The organism is Oleiharenicola lentus (assembly GCF_004118375.1).
Taxonomy (GTDB): domain Bacteria; phylum Verrucomicrobiota; class Verrucomicrobiia; order Opitutales; family Opitutaceae; genus Lacunisphaera; species Lacunisphaera lenta.
In genome coordinates this window covers 753,258-779,929 of sequence record NZ_SDHX01000001.1, presented here as the reverse complement: position 1 = coordinate 779,929, position 26,672 = coordinate 753,258, and the positions used below count along the sequence as shown (strand labels likewise).

Sequence of the window (26,672 nt, the reverse complement as noted above, 5' to 3'; positions counted from 1 at the left end):
CGGGTTCCACCTGGCCGCCCGACCGGGCGGCCTTTTTTGCGCCCAGGGTTTAGCCGCGGGAATTCCAAGGTGGAGTCCGCGCTCCGCGCGGGCTTGCGCCGGCCGGCGGCGCACCTAGCGTCAGGCTTCGCATGCGTCCGCAGGTGCTCCTCATTTTCCAGACCCGCTTCGAGGAATGCACCGCCATGCTCAAGGGCGTCGCCCACTTCGAGCGCAGCCACCAGCTCTGGACCGGGTTCCTCGATGACGAAGCCCGTGCCGAGCGTGACCCGCAGTGGGTGCGCAGCAAAAAGTGGGACGGCGTGATCAGCCGCCACACCACGCCCGCCCTCGTGCAGACCTGCGCGGAGCTGAAGCTTCCGCTGGTGGACCTCAACGACACCGAGCTTTTCCCCGGCGTGCCGAAGATCCGGCCCGACAACGTCGCCCTCGGCCATCTCGGCGCCGAGCACTTCATCGAGCGCGGCTACCAGCACTTCGGCTTCGCCGGCTTCGGCAACCACGGCTGGTCGCGTGAACGTCGGGATGGTTTCACCGAGGCTCTGCGGCTCGCCGGTAAACATTGCGCGGTTCTCGACGTGGACTACCCGGGCGATCTCACCCCGTTCTGGGACACGCAACAGATCGACGCCTTGTTGGGCTGGCTCAACCGGTTGCCCAAGCCCATTGGCGTAATGGCCTGCAATGATATGCGCGCCCTTCAGGTTATCGCTGCCGCCCACGCTGGCGGTATCCAGGTGCCGGAGGAAATCGCCGTGCTCGGCGCCAACAACGAGCCCATCCGCTGCGAACTCTCCTACCCGCCCCTGTCGAGCGTCAGTCCCAATGCCTTCCAGTCCGGATACAAGGCCGCCGAGGTGCTCGCCGAGCTGATGAACCGGCAGAAGCCCGCGTCCCTCGATTTGCGGATCGAGCCGGCCGGAGTCGCGACCCGGCCCTCCACCGACGTGCTGGCGATCGACGATCGCATCGTGACGACCGCCCTCAGTTACATCCGGCAAAAAGCCTGCGTCGGCCTTTCGGTGGATGATGTGGTCAAGGCCGCCCATGCGTCTCGCAGCCAATTGGAGAAAAAGTTCCGTCGCCATCTGGGACGGTCTCCCCAAGCCGAAATCCGGCGGGTGCAGGTCGCGAAGATCAAGCAGCTTCTCCTGGAGACAGACTATCCGTTGAAGAAAATATCTGAAATGGCTGGTTTTGAACATGTTGAATACATGTCAGTAGTCTTTAAGCGTCTGACCGGTGACTCGCCCGGTGGCTTCCGCAAACGGATCTTGCTCAAACGGGCCTGATTCGCGGGCGGCCTGACCAAGGGTCGGACAAAATCGACCGGGGCGGCGGACAAAACCTAGGGGAATATGTATTAAGACCCCGGCAATGATTCTCATTTCCACCGGAAGGCGGGGGCGGTATAGTCAAGACGCTACAATGCCATCCCCTAATGGCCAGTAGTGGCGGCTATTATAGCCACCTCTCATCCCCTAACCCAAATATGACCATGAAACGCCTGACCGTGCGGTCGCGTGCCGTTATTGGCACGACCGTGCTTTGTCTTGCCTCCGTGTTGCGCCTCGACGCGCAAACTACTGCCCCTGCACCCACGGGCCAAAATACCGAAGAGTCGGAAGAGACGCTTGTGCTGTCTCCCTTCGTCGTTGATGCCTCGGAAGACGCTGACGGCTACGCGGCCAAGAGCACGCTCGCCGGCACCCGCGTCCGCACCGAGCTCCGTGACGTCGCCTCGGCCATCAGCGTCGTGACCCAGCAGTTCCTGCAGGACACCGGCGCCCGCAAATCCGAAGACCTGCTCGTCTACACGACGAACACCGAGGTCGGCGGCATCCGCGGCAACTTCTCCGGCGCCGGCGGCGGCGCGACCTACAACGAGGCGGGCAATCTGCTCCGTCCGAGCAACAACACCCGCGTCCGCGGTCTCGACTCGGCCGACAACACCCGCGACTACTTCCTCACCGAGATTCCGTGGGACGGCTACAACGTCGGCCGCGTGGACCTCCAGCGCGGACCCAACTCGATCCTCTTCGGCGTCGGCAGCCCGGCCGGTATCATCAACACCAGCCTCAACACGGCCGCCTTCAAGAACTCCAACAAGGTCGAGAACCGCATCGACAAGTGGGGCTCCCTCCGCAACACCGCCGACTTCAACTATGTCGTGCTGAAGAACGAGCTGGCCGTGCGCCTCTCGCTTCTCGACGACAAGGCGAAGTATGAGCAGGATCACGCCTACAACCACGACCGTCGTGTGTTTGGCGCCCTGCGCTACTCGCCCAAGATCTTCGGCGAAGGCAGCGAGACGACCATCCGCGCGAACTATGAACAGGGCAATGTGCATGCCAACCGCCCGCGCTCCCTGCCCCCGATCGACGGCCTCACCCCGTGGTTCACCTACGCCAATAAGCTGCTCCTGAACCCGAACATCGACAACGCCACCAACTTCGGCCTCCAGGCGCTCTTCAACGAGTCCTTCATCGGTCGCCAGTATGGCCCGACGCTCGCGATCCACTACGACAACCCGGCGACCGGCAACGCCAGCCGCGCCATCCAGGCGGAATACACCACCGTCGGCGGCATCAATTCCACGGGCGCGCTCGACAACAGCATCAACGGCATCCCGTTCTTCCGTTACTTCGCGCTGAACACCAACAACGCCTACAAGCGCGCCTCGGGCGCCGTCGGCGGCTCCTACTACGTGAACATCTCGATGGACGATCCCTCGGTGTTCAACTTCTACGAGAAGCTCATCGACGGTCCCAACAAGCGCGAGTGGCAGAGCTGGGACGCGGGCAACCTTTCCGTCGCCCAGACCTTCTTCGACAACCAGCTCGGCATGGAGCTCGTCTATGACTATCAGCGTTACGACGACGGCCAGGTCGGCTTCCTCGGCGGCGACCAGTATGTCATCGGCGTGGACATCAACACCCACCTCATCGGCGGTGGCGCGAATCCCAACGTCGGCCGTCCGTTCGTCTCGAACAACAGCCAATACGGCAACACGTCGACCTTCATTGATCGCGACAGCATCCGCTTCACCACCACCGGCGAAGTCCGCACCGACAAGTTCTTCGGGAAAAACTTCCTCACGAACTTCCTTGGCCGCCACGTCTTCACGGGCCTGGTTTCCAAGGACACCAAGCGCACTGAGACGCGCGGCTGGACGCAGCTCGCCACCGAGCCGCTCTATTCGCAGCTGATCAACCAGAACGGTCAGAACGGCATCCCGAATCCCAGCCCGATCATCGACAACGGCCGTCAGATCAACTTCATCACCTACATCGGACCTGACCTCCGCGGTCGTAGCAATGCCACCGGCCTCGACCTGAGCGCCGTCACCGGCTTCCAGCAGCCCCCCGACGTGGTGAACGCCCGTTACTTCGACTCGCGCTGGAACGCCTCCCTCGGTGTTAACCCGGCCGATCCCTACACCTTCATGAGCCAGGGTCCTGGCGCCACGAAGGGCCAGAACAACGTCGTCAACACCTCCACCCAGTCCGAGAACCCCGCCAACTACTACGGCTGGTCCTACCGGAACATCCGCGTCATGAACGCGGACAAGGGCGACCTCGACCAGCTCTACAGCGACGGCACGAAGTCCAAGAACGTGATCAAGTCCAAGGGCATCACCTGGCAGGGCTACATGCTCGACGGCCTGTTCGTCCCGGTCTTCGGATGGCGCCGCGACGAGGTATCCAACATCTCCACCTCGGCCCCCAAGGATCCGATCAGCTCCATCGCGAGCATGGACTACATGATCGACCAGGCGGTCACTCCGACGAACACCGCCGCCGGCGAAAGCAAGAGCTGGGGTGGCGTGCTGCACATGCCGAAGAGCTGGAGCGAGAAGCTGCCGGGCAACACCTCGATCAGCCTCTTCTACAATCGCTCGAGCAACTTCAAGGCTGACGCGCCCCGTGGCGACGTGTTCGGCAACATCATCGCCAACCCGGCTGGTCAGACCAAGGATTACGGTTTCGTCCTCACCACCCTCAACGACAAGCTGTCGCTGAAGGTGAACTGGTATGAGACCAAGCTCAGCAACGCGACGCTGTCGGCCGACAGCGCCGGCTTCTCCGGTTCCCTCTACTACATCTGGGCCGTTCCCGCCTGGGAAGCGACCTTCGCCCTCGCCAACCGCGAAGGCCTCGCCGGTCGCAATGACGGCCGCCAGTGGTATTGGAACTACGCCGGCCGCGCGGCCGATGGCGAATATGGCTCGGTTCAGCCGGGCACCCCGGGCTATGATACCAATCCCGAGGTCGTCAAACAGAAGGCAGCCATCAACGACTTCCTCCAGAACTTCCCGTTCGGGCCGGAATTCTTTGACGCCTACGGCATCGACATCGACGTGACCAAGTTCAAGAGCGCCAACCCGCTCACGGCCTGGCCCGGCTACAACCCGGACAACCTCGCCATCCAGCCGGCCTACCAGGGCCGCCTGAAGAGCACGGGTGCCGGCCCGGTCGCCTCGGTTGACACCGCCTCCGAGGGTATCGAGTTCGAGCTCACCGCCAAGCCGCTCAAGAACTGGAACCTCACCCTGAACGCCTCCAAGACCACGGCTTCGCGCATCGCGCTCAGCCCGACGATTGTGAGCTTCATGGACACCTACACCAAGTTCCTCGCGGGTCCCGCTGGCGATCTCCGCCTCTGGGGCACCGATCCGAACAACAGCTTCCGCAACTACTGGCGCGACAACATCGTGGCTCCCTACAAGGTGCTGCGCGCGCAGGAAGGCAGCTCGGCTCCGGAAATCGCTCCGTGGCGCTTCAACCTCATCTCGACCTACAGCTTCGACGAAGGCCGTCTCAAGGGCGGTTACATCGGCGGTGCCTACCGTTGGGAAGACAAGCGCATCATCGGTTATCAATACAGCACAACCGCTGGCACGCTTGACATCAGCAAACCGTATTACGGTCCCACCGACAAACACTTCGATCTCTGGTTCGGGTATTCCCGCAAGCTGACCGAGAAGATCAACTGGCGCGGCCAGGTTAACGTCCGCAATGTCGGTGAATCCACCGGCTTGGTGCCGGTGAGTGTCCAGCCCGACGGCACGCGTGGTCTCTCTCGCATCAGCGAGGGCATGTCGTGGCAGCTGAGCAACACGTTCGAGTTCTAATCGACGTTTAGTCCATCCTCTTCGTGGCGCCGGCTCACCCCGGCGCCACTTTTTTTGTCCCGGCCAGCCGCGGCCGCGCCGTCGCTTTCACCCCGCCCCAAGCTTGCCCTTTCCGCCTCGCGCTGGTTGTTTTCCGCGCCCTTTCCGCCTCGCTTGATGAAGCCGTCCGCCCGCCCAATCCTGACCGTGCTGCTGCCCGCCGTGGCGCTGTCGCTGCTGCTCCTCGGCTGGTTCTACCAGGGCCGGCGCACGCGCGTGGAGCACGTTTCAAATCTGGGGGCGGAGCTGGCCGTGCCGGATCCCGCCTCCCCCACCGGCTGGTCCGGCCACCGCCGCTGGCTCATTGCCTCGGAGCACAACAACGACAGTTACCAGTGGATTCTGGAAACACAGCAGATGCTGGCCACCGGTGAGTGGCGGCTCCGCTCGGTCAGTTACGACAACGCGATCGAGCCCCGCCCCGTGGGTTCGCCCTCGCCCTACCGCTGGTGGCTCGCCGCGGTCGCCAAGTTGCAGCAAGCCGCCGCCGGCGGTTCGCTCGCTCTCGCGGTGGAACGGGCCGCGCTGCTGGCGGATCCTTTGCTGCTATGGCTCGGCCTCGCCGGTGGCGGCCTGCTGCTCGCCCGGTGCCTGGGCGCGTGGCCCGCGGCCGTCTGGCTGGTTGGGGGCGCCGCCCTTTACCCGTTTGCTTCCGCCTTTGTTCCCGGCGCACCGGACAGCCTGGCTCTTTCCCTGCTGCTGGCGATGGCGAGTGTGCTGCTGCCAGCCATCGCCTGGCTGACCGACGCCCAGGGCCGTGCGAACCATCGTCGACTCCTGCTGCTCGCGGGCGGCGTGGCCGGTGGCATGGGTCTCTGGGTCAATAGCTTCGTGCAACTGCCTGTGCTCGGCGGCCTCACGCTGGGCGCGTGGGGCGCGGCCTTTTTTCGCCGCGAAGATCCGGCGGACGCCGGTCTTGGTGCCTGGCGCTCCTGGGGCTGGGCCGGCGCACTGACCGTTTTCGCCGCCTGGCTGGTCGAGCGGGCGCCCGACCAGCTCTCTTGGAAATTCACGGGCATTCATCCGGCCGTCGCTTTCGCATGGCTGGGCGCCGCCGAACTGGTGGTCTTGTTCGCGACCGGGCGCGCCGCTCTCGCCCGTTGGCCAGGCCGCGGGCGTTTGCTGCTGGCGTTGCTCAGCCTCGCAGCCTTGGGCTGGGCACTCTGGGATTCAGGCCAGCCTTGGCTCAAGGGCCGGGAAGTCTTCGGCACGCGCCTTTCCAGCCTGCCGCTCGCCGCCGTCGCCGAGAACCTGCCTGCATGGCTGCGACAGGACGGTCCCAAGCTTCAATTGCTGGCCGTGCTGCTGCCGCTCGGCTTGTTGAGCGTCCCCGCCGCCCTCGCGATGCGCCGGTCCACGCCGTGGCCGGATCGCACCGCGGCGTTGCTCTCCCTCGGTGCGCTGGTGCCGGCCCTGGTTTTCGCTTGGTTTCAGCTGCGCTGGTGGAGTGCCGTCACCGGCTTGGGCTTGGTCGCCCTGGTGACCGCCACCGTGCAGCTCGGAAGACGATCGGGACGGGCCGGCCTGTCGGTTTGGATCGCCGCCCTCGCGCTCTGCCTGCTGCCCGGACTGCTCTGGCAGAAACCCGCTCCGAAAAGCCGCTACGAAAACGCGCTGACCCCGCTTGAGGTCGAGGGGCTCATGGAGCGCAGCCTGGCCCACTGGCTGCGAGACCGCTCCGGGACGCCCCCCGTCGTGCTCGCACCGCCCTTCCGCACCACCGCCCTTGCCTTCCACGGCAACCTGCAGGCCCTCGGCAGCCTGAATCTCGCCAACAAGCCCGCCCTCGAAGCGGCCGCCCGGATCGCCAGCGCCACCACTCCCGAAGAGGCGCAGGCGCTTATCGCCAAGCGCGGCCTCACCCACATCGTGATGCCCACCTGGGACGGCTATCTCGAGGAATACGCCCGCCTCTTCACCAGCCGACCGGAAAACTCCTTCATTTTTGCCCTGAAAAACTGGGCCATGCCGACCTGGTTGCTGCCCGTGCCCTACCAGCTGCCCACCGTCGGTGGCTTCGAGAATCAGACCGTGGCCATCTTCGAGGTCACCGAGGAACAGGATGTCGCCACCGCCATCAGCCGGCTCGCGGAGTATTTTCTCGAAACGGATCAGGCACCCCTGGCCGCCTCCGCCGCCTCGGCTCTGGTCAACTACCCGGAAAATCTGCCGGCACTGGCCGCCCTCGCCCAGGTTGACCTGGCCCGCGGTGACACCGCCCGTTTTCAAGCGCGGCTCAAGACGCTGCTCGCCGTCTATGGCGCCAGCGAGGAACACGACCTGAGCTGGGACCGGCGCGTCAGCCTCGCCGTCGTCCTGATGCAGGGCAAACAGACGGAGCCCGCCCGCCGGGAAATGGAAATCTGCCTGAGCCTGATGGACGAAACCCGCCTGCGCTCGCTGACCGTGGGTTCGCTCTATCGCTTCCAAGTGCTGTTACGCGCGCTGAACCTGCGGATGGAGGACGCCAAGCTGCAAACCCTCGCCCGCTCACTCCTGCCCGACGGCCTGCGTGCCCGCCTGCAATAGCCGCACCGCCCCGATGAACCTGCCGTCCCGTCGCCTGCGCACAGTTTGCCTTGGCCTCTCACTGCTGGTCGGGCTCAACGCCCGCGTCGCCGCCAATCCGACGCCTGGTCTGGCCAGCCAACCGCTCGCGCCCTTGGCCGGAGCGCCGGCCGCGAAACTTTTCAGTCCCGTCCCCGCCGCCAGCAGCGGAATCGTCACCGAGAATCCCTACAACGATCCGCGCATGTGGGCGCAGCGCTACCACGAATTCGAGGTCGGCCCCATCGGCACGGGCGTGGCCATTGGCGATTACGACAACGACGGCCGGCCCGACGTCTTCATCGTGAGCAAAACCGGCCCGTGCAAATTGTTCCGCAACCTCGGCGACTGGCGCTTCGAGGATGTCACCGCCAAGGCCGGCTTCGCCCGCGCCGCCGGCTGGGGCGCCACGCCCCTGGAGGAGTGGAAACAGGGCGCCGCGTTTGCCGACGTGAACAACGACGGCCGGCTCGATCTCTACGTCTGTCGCTTCGACGCGCCCAACTGGCTCTTCATCAACCAGGGAGACGGCACCTTTCGCGAGGAAGCCGCCGCCCGCGGCCTCGCCGTGGCCGATGCCAGCGGCCAGGCCGCCTTCTGCGACTACGACCGCGACGGCGGGCTCGACCTGTTTCTCCAGACCAACCTGCTCAGTTCGGAGAAATTCCCCGACGGCCAGCGCGACTACCTCTTCCGCAACAACGGGGACGGCAGCTTCACCAATGTCACCGACCGCGCGGGCATCAGCGGCCTCACCCAGGGACACTCGGCGACCTGGTGGGATTACGACGCCGACGGCTGGCCCGACCTCTATGTGGCCAACGACTTCGCCCCCCGCGACCAGCTCTGGCGCAACAACCGCGACGGCACCTTCACCGACGTGATTGACCGCGCGGTGCCGCACATGCCGTTCTCCGCGATGGGCTCCGACCTCGGTGATGTGAACAACGACGGCCTCATCGACTTCTACGTCGCCGACATGGCGGCCTCCACGCACGAGAAGGACATGCGCACGATGGCCGACCACCGGGGCAAATCGCGGGACTATCCCGAGGACGGCTCGGCCACGCAGGTGCTGCACAACGCCCTCTACCTGAGCACCGGCACAGGCGTGGTGACCGAGGCCGCGTTCCTGGCCGGCCTGAGCGCCTCGGACTGGACCTGGTCCGTGCGCCTCGAGGATCTCGACAACGACGGCCGGCTCGACCTGCACTGCACCACCGGCATGCACCGCGAGTCGCACAACGCCGACCTCATCCTGCGCGTGATGACCGCCGACAGCGCGATCGAGCGCATCCGCCTGATGAAGGGCAGTCCGGTGCTCAAGGAACCCAACCTCGCCTTCCGCAATCTCGGTGATCTCCGTTTCGAGAGCGCCGGAGCCGCCTGGGGCCTCGACGAAGTCGGCGTGAGCTTTGGCTCCGCTTTCGGCGATCTGGATGGCGACGGCGACCTCGATCTCGTTTATACCAACTTCGAGCAGGGTGCGACCGTGCTGCGCAATGATTCGCGTTCCGGGCGGCGCCTCGTGGTTGAACTCCGCGGCACCCGCTCCAATCGCTTCGGGGTCGGCGCCACCGTGCGCCTGGAGACCGACGCCGGCCCACAGGTCCGCCAGCTCGTCCTGACGCGCGGCTACCTTTCCACTTCCGAGCCGATCCTGCACTTCGGCCTCGGCGAACAACAATCCGTTCGCCGCCTCACCGTCAACTGGCCGAGCGGACACGAGCAGGTGTTCACAGACCTCGCCGCCGACCAACGCCTGATCATCACCGAGCCCGCCGCGACCCCGCCCGCCTTCACCGGGCCGGCCAAACCCGCCACCCAGTTCACCGAGGTGTCCGCCGCAGCCAGCCTGGTCCACACCGTTCGTGAAATCCCGATCGACGAACTCATCCGCCAGCCGTTGCTGCCGATGCGCCAAAACCGCCGCGGCCCGGCACTCGCGGTGGGCGACCTGACAGGCGATGGGACTGACGACATCTTCCTCGGTGGCACACCGCGGGACGCCGCGCGCCTGCTCGTCGCAACGGAATCTGGTCCGTACGCCAACAGGGACGCCGGCGGTCTCCGCCGGGAGAGCAACCTGAGTGACGGTCCCGCCCTGTTGTTCGACGCTGACGGCGACGGCACCAACGATCTCCTTCTGACCAGCAGCGGCGTGGGCCTCCCGGGTAACGCCCCCGATTACCAGCCACGCCTCTTCCTCAACCGCTCCCACCAAGGCCTGCAACCCGCTGCGCCCGACGCCCTGCCCGCTTTGCCCATCAGCGCCGGCGCGCTCGCCGCCGTTGATTTCGACCGAGACGGACGGCTCGACGTGTTTCTCGGCGGTCGCACCCAACCTGGCCAGTATCCGCTGCCCCCAACAAGCGCCCTGCTCCGCAATAGCGGCGGCCGCTTCGAGGACGTGACCGAAGAATTTGCTTCCGGTCTGCGCAAAATCGGCCTCGTCACCTCCGCGCTCTGGACTGACATCGACAACGACGGCTGGCCCGATCTGCTGCTCGCGCTGGAATGGGGCACGATCCGCTACTGGCGCAACCGCGAGGGCCGCGGCTTCGAGGATCTGAGCGAGACCGCCGGCTTTGCCGCCGCCGGCAGCGGCTGGTGGAATTCGCTCGCGGCGGCCGATTTCAACGGCGACGGCCGGCTCGATTACGCCGCCGGCAATCTCGGCCTCAACACGCCCTACCACGCCTCGCCCGAGGCCCCGGCCCTGCTCTACCGCGGCGATTTCAAGGGCACCGGCGGCAGCCAACACATTGAAGCCTACTATGAGGACGGCCGTCTCCTGCCCCGCCGCAACCGCCGTCAGCTCGGCGCCCAATTGCCGGCCGTGCTGAAGAAGTTCCCGACCTTCGACGCCTTCGCCAAGGCCACCCTGCCCGAGATCGTCGGCGCCGACAAGCTAGCCGCCGCCCGCGTGTTCACGGCCACAGAGTTCCGCAGCGGCGTCTTTCTCAGCCAGCCCGACGGTCGCTACCGTTTCACGCCGCTGCCACGCGCCGCCCAGCTGTCGCCGATCCAAGGACTCGCTGCCGGCGATTTCGACGGCGACGGCCGCGCCGATCTTTTTGCGGTGCAGAACTCCTACGCGCCAATCCCGTTCTACGGTCGATTTGACAGCGGAGTGGGCGTGCTCCTCTCCGGCGACGGCCACGGCGGACTCGCTTTGCGCAGCCCCGCTGAAACCGGCCTGATCGTGCGCGGCGACGCCAAGGCGCTCGCCATGCTGGACCTCGACCGGAACGGCTGGCCCGACTTCCTGGTCAGCCGCAACAGCGACACCACCCTTGCCTTCCGCAACGGCGGAACCGGAGAACGCACCAGCTTCGGCGTCCGCCTGCAGGGTCCGGCCGGGAATCCCACGGCCATCGGCGCCCGCCTCACCGTCGAATACGCCGACGGCACCACCCAGTCCGCCGAGGTCCAGGCGGGCTCGGGCTATTTCACGCAATCCAGCGCCACCTGCTTCTTCGGTTCACCGGCCGGCAACCCCGCGCGTCAGCTCAGCGTGCGCTGGCCGGGCGGAGCACGATCCTCGGCCCCAGTTCCGGCCAGAGCCAACCATGTGACGCTGTCCTCGCCTTGAATCATTTCTGATGAATCTCCGCCTGGTACATTTTGCCCTTATCCCCACCGTCGGCTTGGTCCTCCTGTCGGGCTGCGCTCCGACCGAACCCAAGCGGACCGCCCTGCCCGCGCAGCCAGCCGTGGTTAAGGACCTCGCCCGTTTCACCCGCGAATCCATCGGCAACGCCTTCGAGGGCAAACCTTGGATCTCCCATGTGAACCTCGCTGATCTCGATCGCAACGGCCGCAACGATATCCTCGCCTGCGACGACAAGCTCAACGCCGTCGTTTGGCTCCGCCAGACCGCCCCCGGCAAGTTCACCGAATCCACGCTCGTGGCCGGCCTGCCCTCGCCTGTGCATGTCGAAGCCGTGGACATGGACGCCGACGCCGATCTCGACCTGCTCGTCGCCTGCATGGGCGAGGTTTTCCCCAACAACGACAAGATCGGCTCGGTCATCATCCTGGAAAATGACGGCCGCCAAAACTTCACCAAGCGGGTCATCGCCGAGCGCATCGCGCGCGTGACCGACATTCGCGCCGGCGACTTCGACGGCGACGGCCGGATCGACCTCGCGGTCGCGCAGTTTGGCTACGACCAGGGTGAGATCCGCTGGATGCGCAACCTCGGCGGCTGGCAGTTCGAAAGCAAAATCCTCCTGAACCTCTCCGGCACGATCAACGTCTGCGTCGCCGACCTGAACGGCGACCGCACCCTCGACATCGTCGCCCTCGTCTCGCAGCAGTGGGAGGAAGTCCACCTGTTCACCAACGACGGCAAGGGCAACTTCACCGGCAAGATTCTCTTCGGCTCCACCAACGAGGACTACGGCAGCAGCGGCATCAGCCTCTGCGACCTGAACCGCGACGGCCGGCCCGACGTCCTCTACACCAACGGCGACGGCTTCGCTTACGCGGACCCGGGCAAGCGCCCGTGGCACGGCCTGCAGTGGCTGGAAAACGTGGGCGACGGCAACTTCCGCTACCACCGCATCGCCGACCTGCCCGGCGCCTACGCCCCCGTCGGCGTGGACCTCGAGGGCCGCGGCGTCATGGACATCGTGTGCGTGAGCGGATTCAACGACTGGCAGAACCCCGAAGCCGCGGCGCTCGTCGCCTTCCGCAACGACGGGAAGATGAATTTTACGATGCACGTGCTCGCGCACGCCCCCATCCAGCTCATCACCTGCGCGGCCGGCGATCTCGACGGCTCCGGCCGGCCTTCGCTCGTCACGGCGGGATTCTATTCCTATCCGCCTTTCGACCGCATGGACCGCATCACCCTCTGGCGCCCGGCCGCCAGGCCCTGATCGTGTCCGAGCGCCGAAAACCTTCGCTTGCTGTGGCGGCGGTCTATGACCGCCGTCCGGCCCAATTTCGGCGGTCGTAGACCGCCACTCCAATGACCCGCGCTCGTCTCTTCGTCACTCTCTTCGCCACGGCCGTGCTTGGCACCACGGGCTGGTGGGGCTGGCGCAACACGGGCCGCCAGCGCACGGTCGCGCAGCATCTGCCGTCTGTTCCGGCTCTCACCGGCTGGCCGGCGACGCTGGCCGACCAGATCACCGACGCCGAAAACGAAGCGCGCTCGTGGTCAAAATCCGTCTCCGGCCTGGCCACGCTCAGCCGGCTCTATCACGCCAACGGTTTCTTCGCCGAGGCCTTGCTCTGCTACGACGGCCTGCGCGAACTCCAGCCACGCGAGGCGCGCTGGCCGCATCTCGCCGCGGGCATCCATGCGCTCTACGGCCGCGCCGAGGAAGCCCTGCCGCTCTATCGCCGTGCCACCGCCTTGGCCCCGGATTATCTGCCGGCCTGGATTCGCCTCGGCGACGTGCTGGTTAAAGCCAACCAGCCGGCCGAGGCCGCCCGCGCCTACGAGGAGGCGCTGCGCCGGGCACCGGGGCAACCCTACGCCTTGCTGGGACTCGCGCGCAGCGCGGTCGCTCGCGGCGACTGGAACGAAGCCCGCACCCGCCTGAACGACGCCCTGGCGCGCCATCCCGAATTCATCGGCGCACTCTCGCTGCTGGTAACGGTCAGCGAACATTTCGCCGACCGCGCCACCGCCGACGCCCTGCGTGAGCGCATCGGTCGCCGGGAGTTTACCGACCTGCCCGACCCGTGGCTCGACGGGTTGGCCGACGTTTGTTTCGACGCCTATCGCCTGAGCGTGACCGCCGCCATCGCCAGCTCGGCCGGAGATCCCACCCGCGCGCTGGAACTGCTCGACGCCGCCATCGTCCTCGCCCCGCGCAACAGCTCCTTCCGCCGTCAGGCAGCGCAGATCCACTTCAACGGCCGGAACTTCGCCGCTGCGCGCGCCCACCTCGAGCAAGCCGTGGCGGCAAACGCCGGTGACTCCGACGCCTGGCTCCTGCTCATCAGCACCCTGCGCGAGCTGGGTCAGACCGAAGCCGCCGTAAGCGCACTGTCCCGCGGACTGACCCACTGCCCACAATCACCCAGCCTGCGACTCGACTACGCACGCTGGCTCAAGGCGACCGGACGCCTGGAGGACGCCGCCGTCGAGTTCCGCCGCGGCTACGAGCTGCGCCCAAGCGAGTCTTCGCCGCTCGTGGAACTCGCGCAGGTCCTCTTTGCCACCGGTCGCAACTCTGACGCCTTGGCCGCGCTGCACCTCGCGCTCGAACGCCAGCCTGGCCACCCCATGGCCCAGGCCACGCTCACCTTCTACGCGATCAGCCAACGCGATGAAGCCGAGGCGCTGCGGCGGTGGGCCGACGTGCGTCGCCAAACGAAAACCCCGCCCGAAGTCGTGCGCGGCTTGCAGCAGGCGTTCCAACAACAGTTCGGTCGGTTGCCGCCCTGACGTCAGCTGGCGAGGATTTGCTCGACCCGCGCCTGCTCGTCCGCGGAGAGCGGGGCGAGCTTGAGCCCGGCGTGGATGTCGTCGATCTGCGCGACCTTGCTCGCACCGATCAGCACCGTGGTGATCTCCGGGCGGCGAAGCAGCCAGAGCGTGGCGAACTGCGCGAGCGTGGCGCCGTGGGCCTGTGCGAGCCCATTGAGCGCCTGGAGTTTCGCCACCATTGCGGGCGTGATCTGACTGGGCTTGAGGAACACGCCGGACTTCATCGCCCGCGAGTCCTCGGGAATGCCGTTGAGATAACGATTGGTCAGCAAGCCCTGCGCGAGCGGGGAGAATGGGATGCACCCGGCACCGAGCTCGCTGAGCGTCGGCAGCAGCTCCGGCTCCACCCAGCGCTCGAACATGTTGTATTTCGGCTGATGGATGAGCAGCGGCACGCCGTGGCTCTTGAGGATGGTCGCGGCCTGGCGCGTCTGGGCGGCATTGTAGTTGGAAACACCGGCGTAGAGCGCTTTGCCGGATTTCACGGCGTCGGCCACCGCGCCCATCGTCTCCTCAAGCGGGGTCTCGGGGTCGGGCCGGTGCGAATAGAAGATGTCCACGTAGTCCAGGCCCATGCGCTTGAGGCTCTGGTCGAGCGAGGCGCGGAGGTATTTGCGCGAACCCCACTCGCCGTAGGGCCCGGGCCACATGTAATAACCGGCCTTGGTGGAGATGATCAGCTCGTCGCGGTGGGCGGCGAAATCCTGCTTCAGCAGCACACCGAAGTTTTCCTCGGCGGAGCCGGGCGGCGGGCCGTAGTTGTTGGCGAGGTCGAAGTGCGTGATGCCAAGATCAATGGCGCGGCGGAGCAATGCGCGCTGGTTTTCCAGGGCGTCCACGCCGCCAAAGTTGTGCCAGAGTCCGAGCGAAATCCGCGGGAGCTTCAGGCCGCTGCGCCCGCAACGGGCGTAGGCGATATGGTCGTAGCGCTGGGGGTCGGGGGCGTATGCGTTCATGCGGAAAGGCAGACGCCGATGAAGACTCAGACCGCCACCTTGCGCAAGCCGGCGCCGCTGCTGACCGTCCCGGCGACCGCCGGCATCGGACAGGAGCGACCGTTGAACCAAGTGCCCTCGACGTAGGTGGTGGTCGGGATCTCCGGCACACCGTATTTGTTGTGCTGAAGCTGACCGGCGAGGATTTCCACGGCGAGCGCGCCGACGGTCTCGTGATTCTGCCGCACCCCGGCAGTGGCGCCGCCAAAGTCACTCAGGAAGACATCCACGAAAGCCACGTCGTCCGGCACGCTCAGGCCCATCTTCTTGAGGATCGGCAGCACGAAGGACGCCTTGCTGATGATGACCTCCGGACGGTAGCGCTTGAACCAGGCCATGAAGGCCTTGGGGTCGGGAAAGAGTTCCTCGCTGCCTTCGTTAAGCCAGCGGTCGCGGGGTTCGGCCTCGGGGAAAAGATGCACCGGCAGCCGGTCGCGGGCCTTCAGCACCTGCTGCTCGCAGAGATAGCCCGCCGTCCAGAGATGGTCCACCGCGTGGTCCCAGCCGCGGTGCATCACCAGCCCGATGCGGCGATAGCCGGCGGACAAAACCTTCTGCATCGCGAGCCGCACGATGTCGCACTGGTTGTTGGTGACGTTGTGCAGCATCGGCTGGTGCGGGAAGTAATCGATCTTCACCGCGCTGAAATTCTCCCACTTGAATTGGAGCGCGTCACCCATCTCCCGGCTGTGCGAGGCGATGATGATGCCGTTGATGCCGCGCGAATACAGGATCTGGCCGAGCCGCTCCTGGCTCATGCCCTCGTCCCGCATCCAGAAATGCTCCAGCTTGTAGCCCAGCTCGGTGGCCTTGGTCTTGGCGCCGGCGTAGAAATCCGGATGGGCGGTCACGTTTTTCCAGCCCCACTCCGTGGTCCAGTTGGTCACGTAGGCGAGCGTCGGGGTGTTGCGCCGCTCGATGACGCCGCCGCGGTAGGCGACGAGCGCCCGCAGCAGCGGATCCGGGGTGTAGCCCATCTCCTGGGCCAGGGCCTGGATACGCTTCCGCGTCTCCTCGGGCAATCGGGGGTGGTTGCGCATGGCCAGCGACACGGTGGTGACGTGTACGCCGGCGCGCTGCGCAATATCGGACAGGGTAACGCGCTTCTCGCTCATCAGGGGTAGGGGTTCAGTTACTAAAGCCGGGGCAAATAGCAATTCAAGTCTATAGTTAGTATGGTCCATCCCTTGGAGGAGATTATGCGATGGCCGAAGCTCGCGATTCCTTATCCCGCAGCCATCGTTGATGGCTCATTCCTGTTTCACGTCATGAAATCCTTGAACAAGCACTTCCCGCAGATCGGCAAGATCCGCTATGAGGGCCCGCGTTCCGCCAACGCGCTTTCCTTCAAGCACTACAACCCGTCGGAAATCATCGACGGCAAAACCCTGAAGGAGCACATGCGCTTCTCCATCGCCTACTGGCACGCGTTCCGCGGCACCGGTTCCGACCCGTTCGGCCCGGGCACCATCGTGCGCCCGTGGGAAAGCGGCAAGGACCCGGTCTCCGTGGCCAAGGTCCGGATGGATGCCGCCTTCGAGTTCTTCCAGAAGATCGAGGCACCGTTCTGGTGCTGGCACGACCGCGACATCGCACCGGAAGGCCGCACGCTGGCCGAGTCCAACAAGATCCTCGACAAGATCGTCGCCCACGCGAAGGGCCTGCAGAAAGCCACCGGCGTGAAGCTCCTCTGGGGCACCGCCAACCTCTTCAGCAACCCGCGCTTCATGTGCGGCGCCTCGACCAATCCCGACGCCCACGTCTTCGCCTACGCCGCCGCGCAGGTGAAGAAGGCCATGGAGTGCACGGTCGAGCTCGGCGGCGAGAACTACGTCTTCTGGGGCGGCCGTGAAGGCTACGAGACCCTCCTCAACACCAACCTCAAGCGCGAGCAGGACCACCTCGCCCGCTTCCTCCACATGGCGGTCGATTACGCCAAGGAAATCGGCTTCACCGGCCAGTTCCTCATCGAGCCGAAGCCGAAGGAGCCCACGAAGCACCAGTATGACTTCGACGTGGCCTCGGGCATCGCCTTCCTTCGCACCTACGGCCTGGAGAAGCACTTCAAGTTCAACATCGAGACCAACCACGCCACGCTCGCCGGCCATACCTTCCAGCACGAGATCGAGGTCGCGGCTTCCGCCAAGATGCTCGGCTCGATCGACGCCAACTCCGGCGACGAACTCCTGGGCTGGGACACCGACCAGTTCTCGACCGATGTTCGCACGCTGACCCTCGCCATGATCTCGATCCTCAAGGCGGGCGGCCTGGGCTCCGGCGGCTTCAACTTCGACGCCAAGCTCCGCCGGCCCTCGACCGACCTCGACGACCTCTTCCACGCCCACATCGGCGGCATGGATGCCTACGCCCTGGCCTTCAAGATCGCCCGCCGCATCCTCGCCGAGGGCAAGTTCGAGCAGTTCGTGGCCGACCGCTACTCCTCCTACGACACCGGCTACGGCCGCGACATCGAGAAGGGCAAGGCCACCTTCAAGTCCCTCGAGAAGCTCGTCCTCACCAAGCTCGGCGAACCCACCCCGAAGTCCGGCAAGCAGGAGTATCTCGAAAACCTCCTCATGCAGTATCTGCATGGCTGATTCCCAACGCCGGCCGGAGCCCTCGCTCCGGCCGGTCGTTTTTTCGGTCCGCCTCTACCCCGCCCCATGAGCCGTCCGTCCGCGTCATCCGAGGAAAGTTACCACGTTCAGCATTCTCCGTTCGGTGCTTTCGCAAGCTTCACCTGCGGGTTGGTCGATGCCCCCGGCGGTTTCGGCCAGTCGCTGCGCGGGCCCGCGAAGCAGAACCTCTACATCGGTTATCGCAATGGGCCCGCCGCCTCGTGGCGGCTGCTGCCTTTCCTGACGCCACCCAAGTCGCAGGAGGGCGCCTTCACCGGCGACACGACCGTGGTCCAGCCGCCGCGCGGCTTCGACTCGCTCCGCCCGACCGACTACACGCGCACGCTTGGCTGGGCCAGCGACACCTGGCGGGCCGAGGGCGGCAGGTTCGGCTTCTCGCTGCTCTCCCCATTTGGCGAAGTGCCCGACCCGGCGAAAATGAAGCGCGCGGCCGCCCGCTTCCATCTCGCGCCGCTGGTCACGGGTTGGATCGAATACGACAACCGCACCGGCTCCTCCCCGGTCGAACTCGTCTTTGGCGTGGGCGTGGGCGACGACACGCTGCGTCCGCTCGGTGACACCGCACCGGGCCTCACCGGCTTCGCGGCCGGCGGCCGGTTCGGTTACGCGACCAAACCCGGACGCAACGTCGCCCTCAAGCAGGGCTTCGACATCCTCAACCCGAAGTTTCTCGACCACCGCGGGCTGCATGTCATCGCCGGCGAAACGGGCCTCGTGTGCACCGTCCCCGCCGGACAACGGAAGCGCTTCCCGCTCGTGCTCGGTTTTTATGCCGCCGGCCCGGTCTCGACCGGCCTCACCGCGAGCTTTGCCTACACCCGCCTCTTCGCCGATCTCGAGGATGTGCTGGCCCACGGCCTGAAGGAATACCGCCGCTACGAGCGCCTCGCCGCCCAACGCGACCGCGAACTGGCCCGCACCAAGCTCAGCGACGATCAGAAATTCCTCATCGCCCAGGCCACGCACAGCTACCTCGGCAGCTCCGAGCTGCTCTGGCACAAGGGCAAGCCGCTCTGGGTCGTCAACGAGGGCGAATACCGGATGATCAACACCTTTGACCTCACGGTGGATCACCTGTTCTTCGAGCTGCAATGGCAGCCCTGGGCGGTGCGCGACACGCTTGATCTGTTTGTGCGCCGCTACAGCTACCGCGACCAGCACGGTCTCTCCTTCACCCACGACATGGGCGTGAACGACTTCTTCACCCCTCCCGGCCGCTCCAGCTACGAGTGCGACAACCAGCATGGCTGCTTCTCGCACATGACGATGGAGCAGCTGCTCAACTGGGTCCTCTGCGCCTGCACTTACGCCGCCCACACCGGTGACCGCACCTGGCTCCGGGCCAACCGGAAAACCCTGCTCGCCTGCGCCGACAGCCTGCGCCGCCGCGACCACCCCGACCCGGCGCAACGCGACGGCTTGCTCAAACAGGACAGTGCCCGTGTCGGCGAAGGCGCCGAGATCACCACCTACGACAGCCTCGATGTCTCCCTCGGCCAGGCCCGCAACAACCTTTATCTCTCCGTGAAGGCCCTCGGGGCCTGGGTGCTGCTGGAGCGCACTTTCGCCACGCTCGGCCTCCACCCGGAATCGGCCGCCGCACGCGCCACCGCCGACCTCCTGGCCCGCACGCTGACCACCAAGTTCGAGGAAAACACGGGCTTCTTCCCCGCGGTCTTCGAGAAGAACAACTGCTCGCGCATCCTGCCCGCCGTCGAGGGCTTCGTGTATCCCCTCTTCCTCGGCTACCGGGATGCCACCGACGCAGCCGGTCGCTTCGCCCCGCTCTTCGCGCAGCTGGAGCGCCACCTCAGCCAGTCGCTGCAACGCGGCATCTGCCTCGATGCCACCAGTGGCGGCTGGAAGATGAGCAGCACTAGCACCAACACCTGGTTCTCCAAGATCGCGATCGCCCAGCACGTCGTCCGCTCGCTGTTCCCCGCCGCCCTGAACGACAGCGCCCGCGCCGCCGACCGCGTCCATGCCAACTGGCAGCGCACGCCCGGCTGCGGCAAGGACGCCATGTGCGACCAGATCCGCAGCGACTCCGGCGAGGCCTGCGGCAGCCGCTACTACCCGCGCGGCGTCACCGCCTGTCTCTGGCTCCGCGAGTAACCCCACCGCTTAACGCCCGTCACCTACCCCTCCGACCCCATGAGCGATACCGCCCAACCCAACCAGAAACTCTCCTTCATCGAGAAGGCCGGCTTCAGCGCCGGCGACGCCGCCGCGAACTTCGTGTTCATGTCGATGGTGCTCTTCCAAACGAGCTTCTACACCGACGTCTTCGGCCTCTCCGCCAGCGCCGCCGCCGCCATCCTCCTCTGGCCTCGTCTCTGGGACGCCGCGTTCGACCCCATCATGGGCATCATCGCCGACCGCACCAACACGCGCTGGGGCAAGTTCCGCCCCTGGGTGCTCTGGACCTCGCTGCCCTGGGCCGTGGTCATGATCCTCGCCTACACCACGCCGCAGGGTTGGAGCATGGGCGCGATGATCGCGTGGGCCGGCATCACGAACACCATCCTGATGACGCTCTATTCGATGAACAACATGCCGTATTCCGCCCTCGGCGGCGTCATGACGGCGGATCTCAACGAGCGCACCAAACTGAATTCCTACCGCTTCGTCTCGGCCAACATCGCGCAGTTCATCGTCGGTGGTCTCACCCTCCCGCTCGTCGCCAAGTTTGCCGTCGGCCATGACAAGCAGCACGGCTGGCAGGTGACCATGACCATCTGGGCCGTGCTCTGCTTCGTCCTGTTCCTCGTCACCTTCTTCACCACCAAGGAGCGCATCCAGCCCGTCGTCGAGACCAAGTCCTCCCCCAAGCAGGACTTCCTGGACCTGCTGAAGAACAAGCCCTGGATCGCCCTCTTCATCTACACGGGCTTCCACTTCGCGATGCTCACCTTCCGCGGCGGCGCGCACTACAACTACTACCACCATTACGCCGACAAGGGCGCGATGTTCGACTTTGTCGCCATGCTCGGCCTCACCACGCCCGACATGGCGTCCACGGGCAGCCTGGCCGATTGGATGGGTTACATCGTTCATGGCACCCGCGAGACCGCCACCAACGCCGCCGATGTCTTCAACAGCATCGTCAACATGCTCGGCACCGGCACCACGATCATCTTCATCATGCTTTCGGCGGGACTCTCCGGAAAATTTGGCCGCAAGAACGTTGCCCTTGTCTGCTTCTCCCTCGCCGCCGTGAACGCCTTCGCGATGTATTTCCTGCCCCCCGACGCCACCTGGGGCATGGTCATCCTCGCCGTCACCGGCTCCGTCGTTTACGCGCCGACCTGCGCCATCATGTGGGCCATGTATGCCGACGCCGCCGACTACTCCGAATGGCAGACCGGGCGCCGCTTCACCGGCATGGTTTTCGCCACCATCGGCTTCTCCCTGAAGTCCGGCCTCGCCCTCGGTTCGGCCTGCCTGCTTTGGATTCTCGCCGGCTTCTGGGGCTACGAGACCCACAATCCCACCGCCCCCAACGCCATCGCCGGCTTCCGCGCCTGCTCCAGCATCGTGGTTGGCCTCCTTTTCCTCGGCTGCGTGATCTCGGTCGCTTTCTGCGGCCTGAACAAGAGCACGACGCTGCAGATGTCCGCCGAACTCGCCGAACGCCGCCGCAAGGCCCACGCCGGCGCCTGATCCGGGCGCGGGCGCCGTTCCCGCTCACCTCCATGAAACTGCTTCGCTTCCTGCCATTCCTCCTCGGGCTGGCAGTGACGGCCTGCGCCGTCCCTGCCCCGCCACCCGTGACCGACGCCCCGCCCGCACCGCGGGCCGCGCCGAATCTCTTTGCCGGCCTGCTCGGGAAATCGGAAGCCGAACTCGACGCCAAGCTCGCCGCCGCCTGGCAGCACTTCTTCGCCGGCGACGAACGCACCCAACGCCTCTACTACCCGGTTGGCGACGACCTCGCCTACATCGCCGACATCGGCAACAACGACGTCCGCTCCGAGGGCATGTCCTACGGCATGATGATCGCCGTGCAGCTGGACAAAAAGGCCGAGTTCGACCGCCTCTGGCGCTGGGCCAACAAGTTCATGCGCCACGCCGCCGGCCCGCGCGCCGGCTACTTCGCCTGGCAGTGCAAGTTTGACGGCACCGTCATCGACCCCGGCTCCGCCAGCGACGGCGAGGCCTGGTTCGCGATGGCACTCTTCTTCGCCTCCCACCGCTGGGGCGACGGTGAAGGCATTCTCAACTACGGCGCCGAGGCCCGCCGCCTCCTGCGCGACATGCTGCACAAACCCGCCGCCGGCGGCATCACGCCCATCTTCCATCGCGGCGAGAAACAGATTGTGTTTGCGCCGACCGACTTCGCCTACCGCTTCACCGATCCGTCCTACCACGTGCCGGGGTTCTACGAGCTTTGGGCGCGCTGGGACACCGCCCCCGCCGACCGCGCCTTCTGGGCCGAGGCGGCCGCCACGAGCCGCGCCTATTTCAAGAAGGCGGCACACCCGAAAACCGGCCTCATGCCCGAATACTCCCTCTTCGACGGCACGCCTTACACCGGTCTCGAGTTCGGCCCCGGAAAAAACGACTTCCGTTTCGATGCCTGGCGCACGCTCGCCAACGTCGCCCTCGACCATGCGTGGTGGCGCGCCGATCCGTGGCAGGTCGAGCAGTCCAACCGCGTGCTGCGCTTCCTCGGCCGGCATCTGCCCGCCGTGCCCAACCAGTTCTCCCTCGCCGGACAACCGCTCTCCCCCGACACCTCCGTCGGCCTGACCGCGATGGCCGCCGTCGCCGGACACGCGGCCGACCCGAAACTCGCGCAACCCTTCGTGCATCAGCTCTGGGAAGCCGCTCCGCCCGAGGGTCGCTGGCGTTATTACAATGGCCTGCTATATTGCCTCGGCCTGCTCCAGGCCGGAGGACGCTTCCACCTCCACCTGCCCATTTCTCACCAACCATGAAGTCATCCGCCTCCACCTGCCTCCTCCTCGCCACAACCCTGCTGCTCGCCGGCTGCAACACGCCGACCCACACCGCGACCGCGGCTTCGCCGGTCGCACCGGCCACCGCCACCCCGGCCACCAAGGAGCAGTCCAAAAATCTTCGCCGGGGCATGACCGAACTGGAAATTCGCGCCGTTTGGGGCGAACCCAAATCCGTTCAGACCTCATCCGAGGGAGACAAGATTTTGGTCTACCAGTTCGATGTCCTGACCGCCCAGAAGATGGTCCCCACGGACATGAAGGAAATCCCGGCCTACGACCCGGTCACCGGCGCCCCCATCAAGGTGATGGAGCCGACCTACAGCCCGCAGAACGTCACCGTTTACCAGACCATCGTGCTCCAGCTCAAAAACGGAGCCCTCGCCTCCTGGGCCCGCCAGCTGGGCGAACAGCGCGCCTTCAACTGATCCCGTCATGCGCCGCCTGATCCTCGCCTTCGCCTGCACGCTCGCCGCCGCGTCGGTGTTTGCCGGCGGCGCCGCCTCCACCGGGCAATATCGCAACCTCTTCAAGGAATATCTCGGCAAATCCGACGCCGAGATCAGCGCGCGCCTCGACGGGGCCTGGCAGCAACTCTTCGCCGGCGATCCGGACTCCGAGGCGCTCTACTACCCGGTGCCGGGCGGCATGGCCTACGTGCCCGACATCAACAACCACGATGTCCGCTCCGAGGGGCTGTCTTACGGCATGATGATCGCCGTGCAGATGGACCAGCGGGAGCACTTCAACGCCATCTGGAAATACGCGAAGCACTACATGTATCACGCGGGCGGCCCGCTCGGCGGCTACTTCGCGTGGCACACCGCCTACGACGGCCGACGCTTCAGCGCCGGCCCCGCCCCCGACGGCGAGGAGTGGTTCGTGATGGCGCTCTTCTTCGCCTCGCACCGCTGGGGCGACGGCGCGGGCATCTTCAACTACTCCGCCCAGGCGCAGGAGCTCCTCCGCGTCATGATCCACAAGCACGAGGAGCCCGGCCGCGGACGCATCACCAGCATGTTCGACCCGGTCGAGAAGCAAATCGTGTTCACCCCGCACCCGCCGGGCAGCGCCTTCACCGATCCGTCCTATCATGTCCCGGCCTTCACCGAACTCTGGGCCCGCTGGGCCGCTGATCCGGCCGACCGCGCCTTCCTTGTCGAAGTCACCCGCATCAGCCGCGAACTCTTCAAGCGGGCCGCGCACCCCCAAACGGGCCTCATGCCCGACTATTCCAATTTCGACGGCACGCCGCGCAAGACACCGTGGGGCAATCACGATGACTTCCGCTACGACGCCTGGCGCACGCTCGGCAATCCCGCGCTCGACTGGTCCTGGTGGCGTGCCGATCCCTGGCAGGTTGCGCAAAGCAACCGCGTGCTGAAGTTCCTCGCCTCGCACGGCGCCAGAATTCCGGACCGCTTCAAAATCGACGGCACGCCTGTCTCTGAAAACTACAACACACCGGGCCTCATGGCCATGGCCGCGGTCGCCGCCCTCGCCGCCGACCGGGAGATCGGCCAGCCCTTCGTGCAAAAGCTCTGGGACATGCCGATGCCCAAGGGTCGCCTACGCTACTACGACGGCCTCCTCACCATGCTCGCCCTCCTCCAGGTCAGCGGCCACTACCGCATCCACGGTCCGGTGAATCCGTAATGCCATAGGCCCTATTCGCCCCATGAGCCCTATACGCCCCATCCTCGCGCTTCTCACTCTGGCTTCCGCTCTCACGCTCCACGCTGACGACGGCTACCGCCTCTGGCTGCGCTACGACCCCGTGGCTGATGCGGCCCGGCGCGCCGCTTACGCCGGCACCATCTCCGAAATCGTCATCCCCGAAAGCGCGCCGCCGGTCGTCGCCTCCGCGCGGGACGAACTCGTCACCGGTTTTCGCGGGCTGCTCGGAGTTGAGGTTCCCGTCGTCGCCCAAGCCACCCGCGACAACGCCGTCATCCTCGCCACGCCACGCGATCCGTGGATTGCCGCGATCATCAGCGAGGCGGACCTGCGCGAGGCCGGCGTCGAAGGTTACATCCTCCGCCGCATCGCCCACGAGGGCGGTCATCGCACGCTCATCGTCGCCAACCGGCCGCAGGGCCTGCTCTACGGTGCCTTCGCCCTGCTCCGCCACCTCCAGCTCGGCCAGCCGCTCGAAAAACTGAACCTCGTCAGCGCGCCGAAGATCCAGCGCCGCCTGCTCAACCACTGGGACGACATGAATCGCCACGTCGAGCGCGGCTACGCGGGCTTCTCGCTCTGGGAATGGTTCTACCTGCCTGAAATCCGCAGCCCCCGCTACCGCGACTACGCCCGCGCCCTCGCCTCCCTCGGCCTCAACGGCACCGTCATCACCAACGTCAACGCCAACGCCCAGATCCTCACCGCGCCCTACCTCGCCAAGGTTGCGGCGCTTGCTCAGGAGTTCCGTCCGTGGGGCGTGCGCATCTACCTCACCGCCCGCTTCAGCGCGCCCATCGAGATCGGCGGGCTCAAGACCGCTGACCCGCTCGACCCCGCCGTCGCCGCCTGGTGGCAGGACAAGGTCGCCGAGATCTACCGTGCCATCCCCGATTTCGGCGGCTTCCTCGTGAAGGCCAACTCCGAGGGCCAGCCTGGCCCGCAGGATTACAAGCGCACCCACGCCGACGGCGCCAACCTGCTCGCCGACGCCTTGCAGCCCTACAACGGCATCGTGATGTGGCGCGCCTTCGTCTACTCGCCCGAGAACAACGAGGACCGGGTGAAGCAGGCCGTCACCGAATTCGGCCCGCTCGACGGCAAGTTCCGCCAGAACGTCATCGTGCAGATCAAGAACGGCCCGCTCGACTTTATGCCGCGCGAGCCCTTCTCGCCCCTTTTCTGCGCCATGCCCAACACCCGTCTCGCCGCCGAACTCCAGATCACGCAGGAATACCTCGGCCAGTCCATTGACCTCGCCTTCCTTGCCCCGATGTGGCGCGAGGTGCTCGACGCCGACACCTACGCGAACGGCAAGGGCACAACCATCGCCTCCGTCGTGGACGGCTCCGCCAAGCTCCAGCATCCGTCCGTCATCGCCGGCGTCGCCAACACCGGCACCGACCGCAACTGGACCGGCCACCTGCTCGCGCAGGCCAACTGGTATGCCTTCGGCCGCCTCGCGTGGGATCACCAGCTCGCCTCCGAAAAAATCGCCGACGAGTGGACGCGTCTCACCTTCGGCCACGACGAGACCGTCGTTTCCACCATCAACAAGATGCTGCTCGGTTCGCGCGAAACCGTCGTGAATTACTCCATGCCGCTCGGGCTTACGCACATCATGGCCGAGGGCCACCACTACGGCCCGGGCCCTTGGGTGGACCTCAAGGGCGCCGGCCGCCCCGACTGGACTTCCGTTTATTATCACAAGGCCGCCGCCGACGGCATCGGCTTCGACCGCACCGCCACCGGCTCCAACGCCCTCGCCCAATACGCGCCCGAGTGGCAGAAGCTCTGGGGCAACCTCGAGACCTGCCCCGAGAACCTGCTGCTCTGGTTCCATCGTGTGCCCTGGGATCACAAGATGAAGTCTGGTCGCCCGCTCTGGGACGAACTCTGCCTGCGTTACCAGCAGGGGGTGGACGAGGTCCGCGCACTCCGCCGCGACTGGGATTCGCTCAAAGATCGTCTCGATGCCGAGCGCTTTACGCACGTCGCCCAACGCCTCGCCCGGCAGGAGAAGGAAGCCATCCACTGGCGCGACGCCTGCCTGCTTTACTTCCAGCAGTTCTCGAAGCGCCCGCTGCCCGCCGGTGTCGAACCCGCCGCCCAGCCGCTCGAACACTACACCTCGCAGATCCTCCGCAACATGCCGGGGCATCGGTGATCATTTTAACGACCGTAGCGGGTCATCCTGAGCGCAGCGAAGGATCCAGCAGGATGACCGTA

At 66.0% G+C, this 26,672-nt stretch carries 15 protein-coding genes; 13 read left to right on the top strand and 2 right to left on the bottom strand.

Features of this window, described 5'->3' with window-relative positions; translation table 11 throughout:
- Positions 1-131: 131 nt before the first annotated feature.
- The 6 genes from ESB00_RS03140 (at position 132) to ESB00_RS03115 (ending at position 14,129) form a co-directional block, all read left to right on the top strand.
- A complete protein-coding gene (locus tag ESB00_RS03140; RefSeq protein ID WP_129046271.1) occupies positions 132-1,292 on the top strand; it encodes a XylR family transcriptional regulator in 1,161 nt (386 codons plus the stop codon).
- 206 nt (positions 1,293-1,498) lie between these two features.
- Entirely contained in the window at positions 1,499-5,134 is a 3,636-nt protein-coding gene (locus ESB00_RS03135; RefSeq protein WP_164975997.1) for a TonB-dependent receptor plug domain-containing protein, read from the top strand.
- Between the two features lie 156 nt (positions 5,135-5,290).
- Positions 5,291-7,702 carry a hypothetical protein gene (locus ESB00_RS03130; RefSeq protein ID WP_129046269.1) on the top strand — a complete coding sequence of 804 codons (2,412 nt, stop codon included), beginning with the start codon at positions 5,291-5,293 and terminating at the stop codon, positions 7,700-7,702.
- The gene (locus tag ESB00_RS03125) at positions 7,686-11,315 is read left to right on the top strand and encodes a CRTAC1 family protein (protein WP_342791770.1); all 3,630 of its coding nucleotides are present in this window, start codon (positions 7,686-7,688) and stop codon (positions 11,313-11,315) included. Before ESB00_RS03130 ends, ESB00_RS03125 begins: the two co-directional genes overlap by 17 nt.
- 10 nt (positions 11,316-11,325) lie before the next feature.
- Positions 11,326-12,606 (top strand): FG-GAP repeat domain-containing protein, encoded by a 1,281-nt coding sequence (locus ESB00_RS03120; RefSeq protein WP_129046267.1) that lies wholly within the window; start codon positions 11,326-11,328, stop codon positions 12,604-12,606.
- Between the two features lie 92 nt (positions 12,607-12,698).
- A complete protein-coding gene (locus tag ESB00_RS03115; protein WP_129046266.1) occupies positions 12,699-14,129 on the top strand; it encodes a tetratricopeptide repeat protein in 1,431 nt (476 codons plus the stop codon).
- A 2-nt stretch (positions 14,130-14,131) separates the two neighbouring features.
- Here ESB00_RS03115 and mgrA read toward each other — a convergent pair whose 3' ends face one another.
- Both mgrA and ESB00_RS03105 read right to left on the bottom strand, forming a co-directional pair.
- Entirely contained in the window at positions 14,132-15,127 is a 996-nt protein-coding gene (gene mgrA, locus ESB00_RS03110) for an L-glyceraldehyde 3-phosphate reductase (protein ID WP_129046265.1), read from the bottom strand.
- Between the two features lie 26 nt (positions 15,128-15,153).
- The gene (locus tag ESB00_RS03105) at positions 15,154-16,281 is read right to left on the bottom strand and encodes a LacI family DNA-binding transcriptional regulator (RefSeq protein WP_129046264.1); all 1,128 of its coding nucleotides are present in this window, start codon (positions 16,279-16,281) and stop codon (positions 15,154-15,156) included.
- A 153-nt stretch (positions 16,282-16,434) separates the two neighbouring features.
- Between ESB00_RS03105 and xylA the strand changes: the two genes are divergently transcribed.
- From xylA to ESB00_RS03070, 7 genes are all read left to right on the top strand, one after another.
- Positions 16,435-17,763: a xylose isomerase gene (xylA, locus tag ESB00_RS03100; RefSeq protein WP_129046263.1), complete on the top strand. Its 1,329-nt coding sequence runs from the start codon at positions 16,435-16,437 to the stop codon at positions 17,761-17,763.
- Between the two features lie 66 nt (positions 17,764-17,829).
- Entirely contained in the window at positions 17,830-19,920 is a 2,091-nt protein-coding gene (locus tag ESB00_RS03095) for a glycoside hydrolase family 52 protein (RefSeq protein WP_129046262.1), read from the top strand.
- A 39-nt stretch (positions 19,921-19,959) separates the two neighbouring features.
- Entirely contained in the window at positions 19,960-21,468 is a 1,509-nt protein-coding gene (locus ESB00_RS03090; protein WP_129046261.1) for an MFS transporter, read from the top strand.
- 32 nt (positions 21,469-21,500) lie between these two features.
- On the top strand, positions 21,501-22,745 hold the full coding sequence (locus ESB00_RS03085) for a family 8 glycosyl hydrolase (protein ID WP_129046260.1): 1,245 nt from the start codon (positions 21,501-21,503) through the stop codon (positions 22,743-22,745).
- A complete protein-coding gene (locus ESB00_RS03080; protein ID WP_129046259.1) occupies positions 22,742-23,194 on the top strand; it encodes a hypothetical protein in 453 nt (150 codons plus the stop codon). The genes ESB00_RS03085 and ESB00_RS03080 overlap by 4 nt, the downstream gene beginning before the upstream one ends.
- A gap of 7 nt (positions 23,195-23,201) precedes the next feature.
- A complete protein-coding gene (locus ESB00_RS03075; RefSeq protein ID WP_129046258.1) occupies positions 23,202-24,422 on the top strand; it encodes a family 8 glycosyl hydrolase in 1,221 nt (406 codons plus the stop codon).
- A 22-nt stretch (positions 24,423-24,444) separates the two neighbouring features.
- A complete protein-coding gene (locus ESB00_RS03070) occupies positions 24,445-26,610 on the top strand; it encodes an alpha-glucuronidase family glycosyl hydrolase (protein WP_129046257.1) in 2,166 nt (721 codons plus the stop codon).
- The last annotated feature ends 62 nt before the right edge of the window (positions 26,611-26,672 follow it).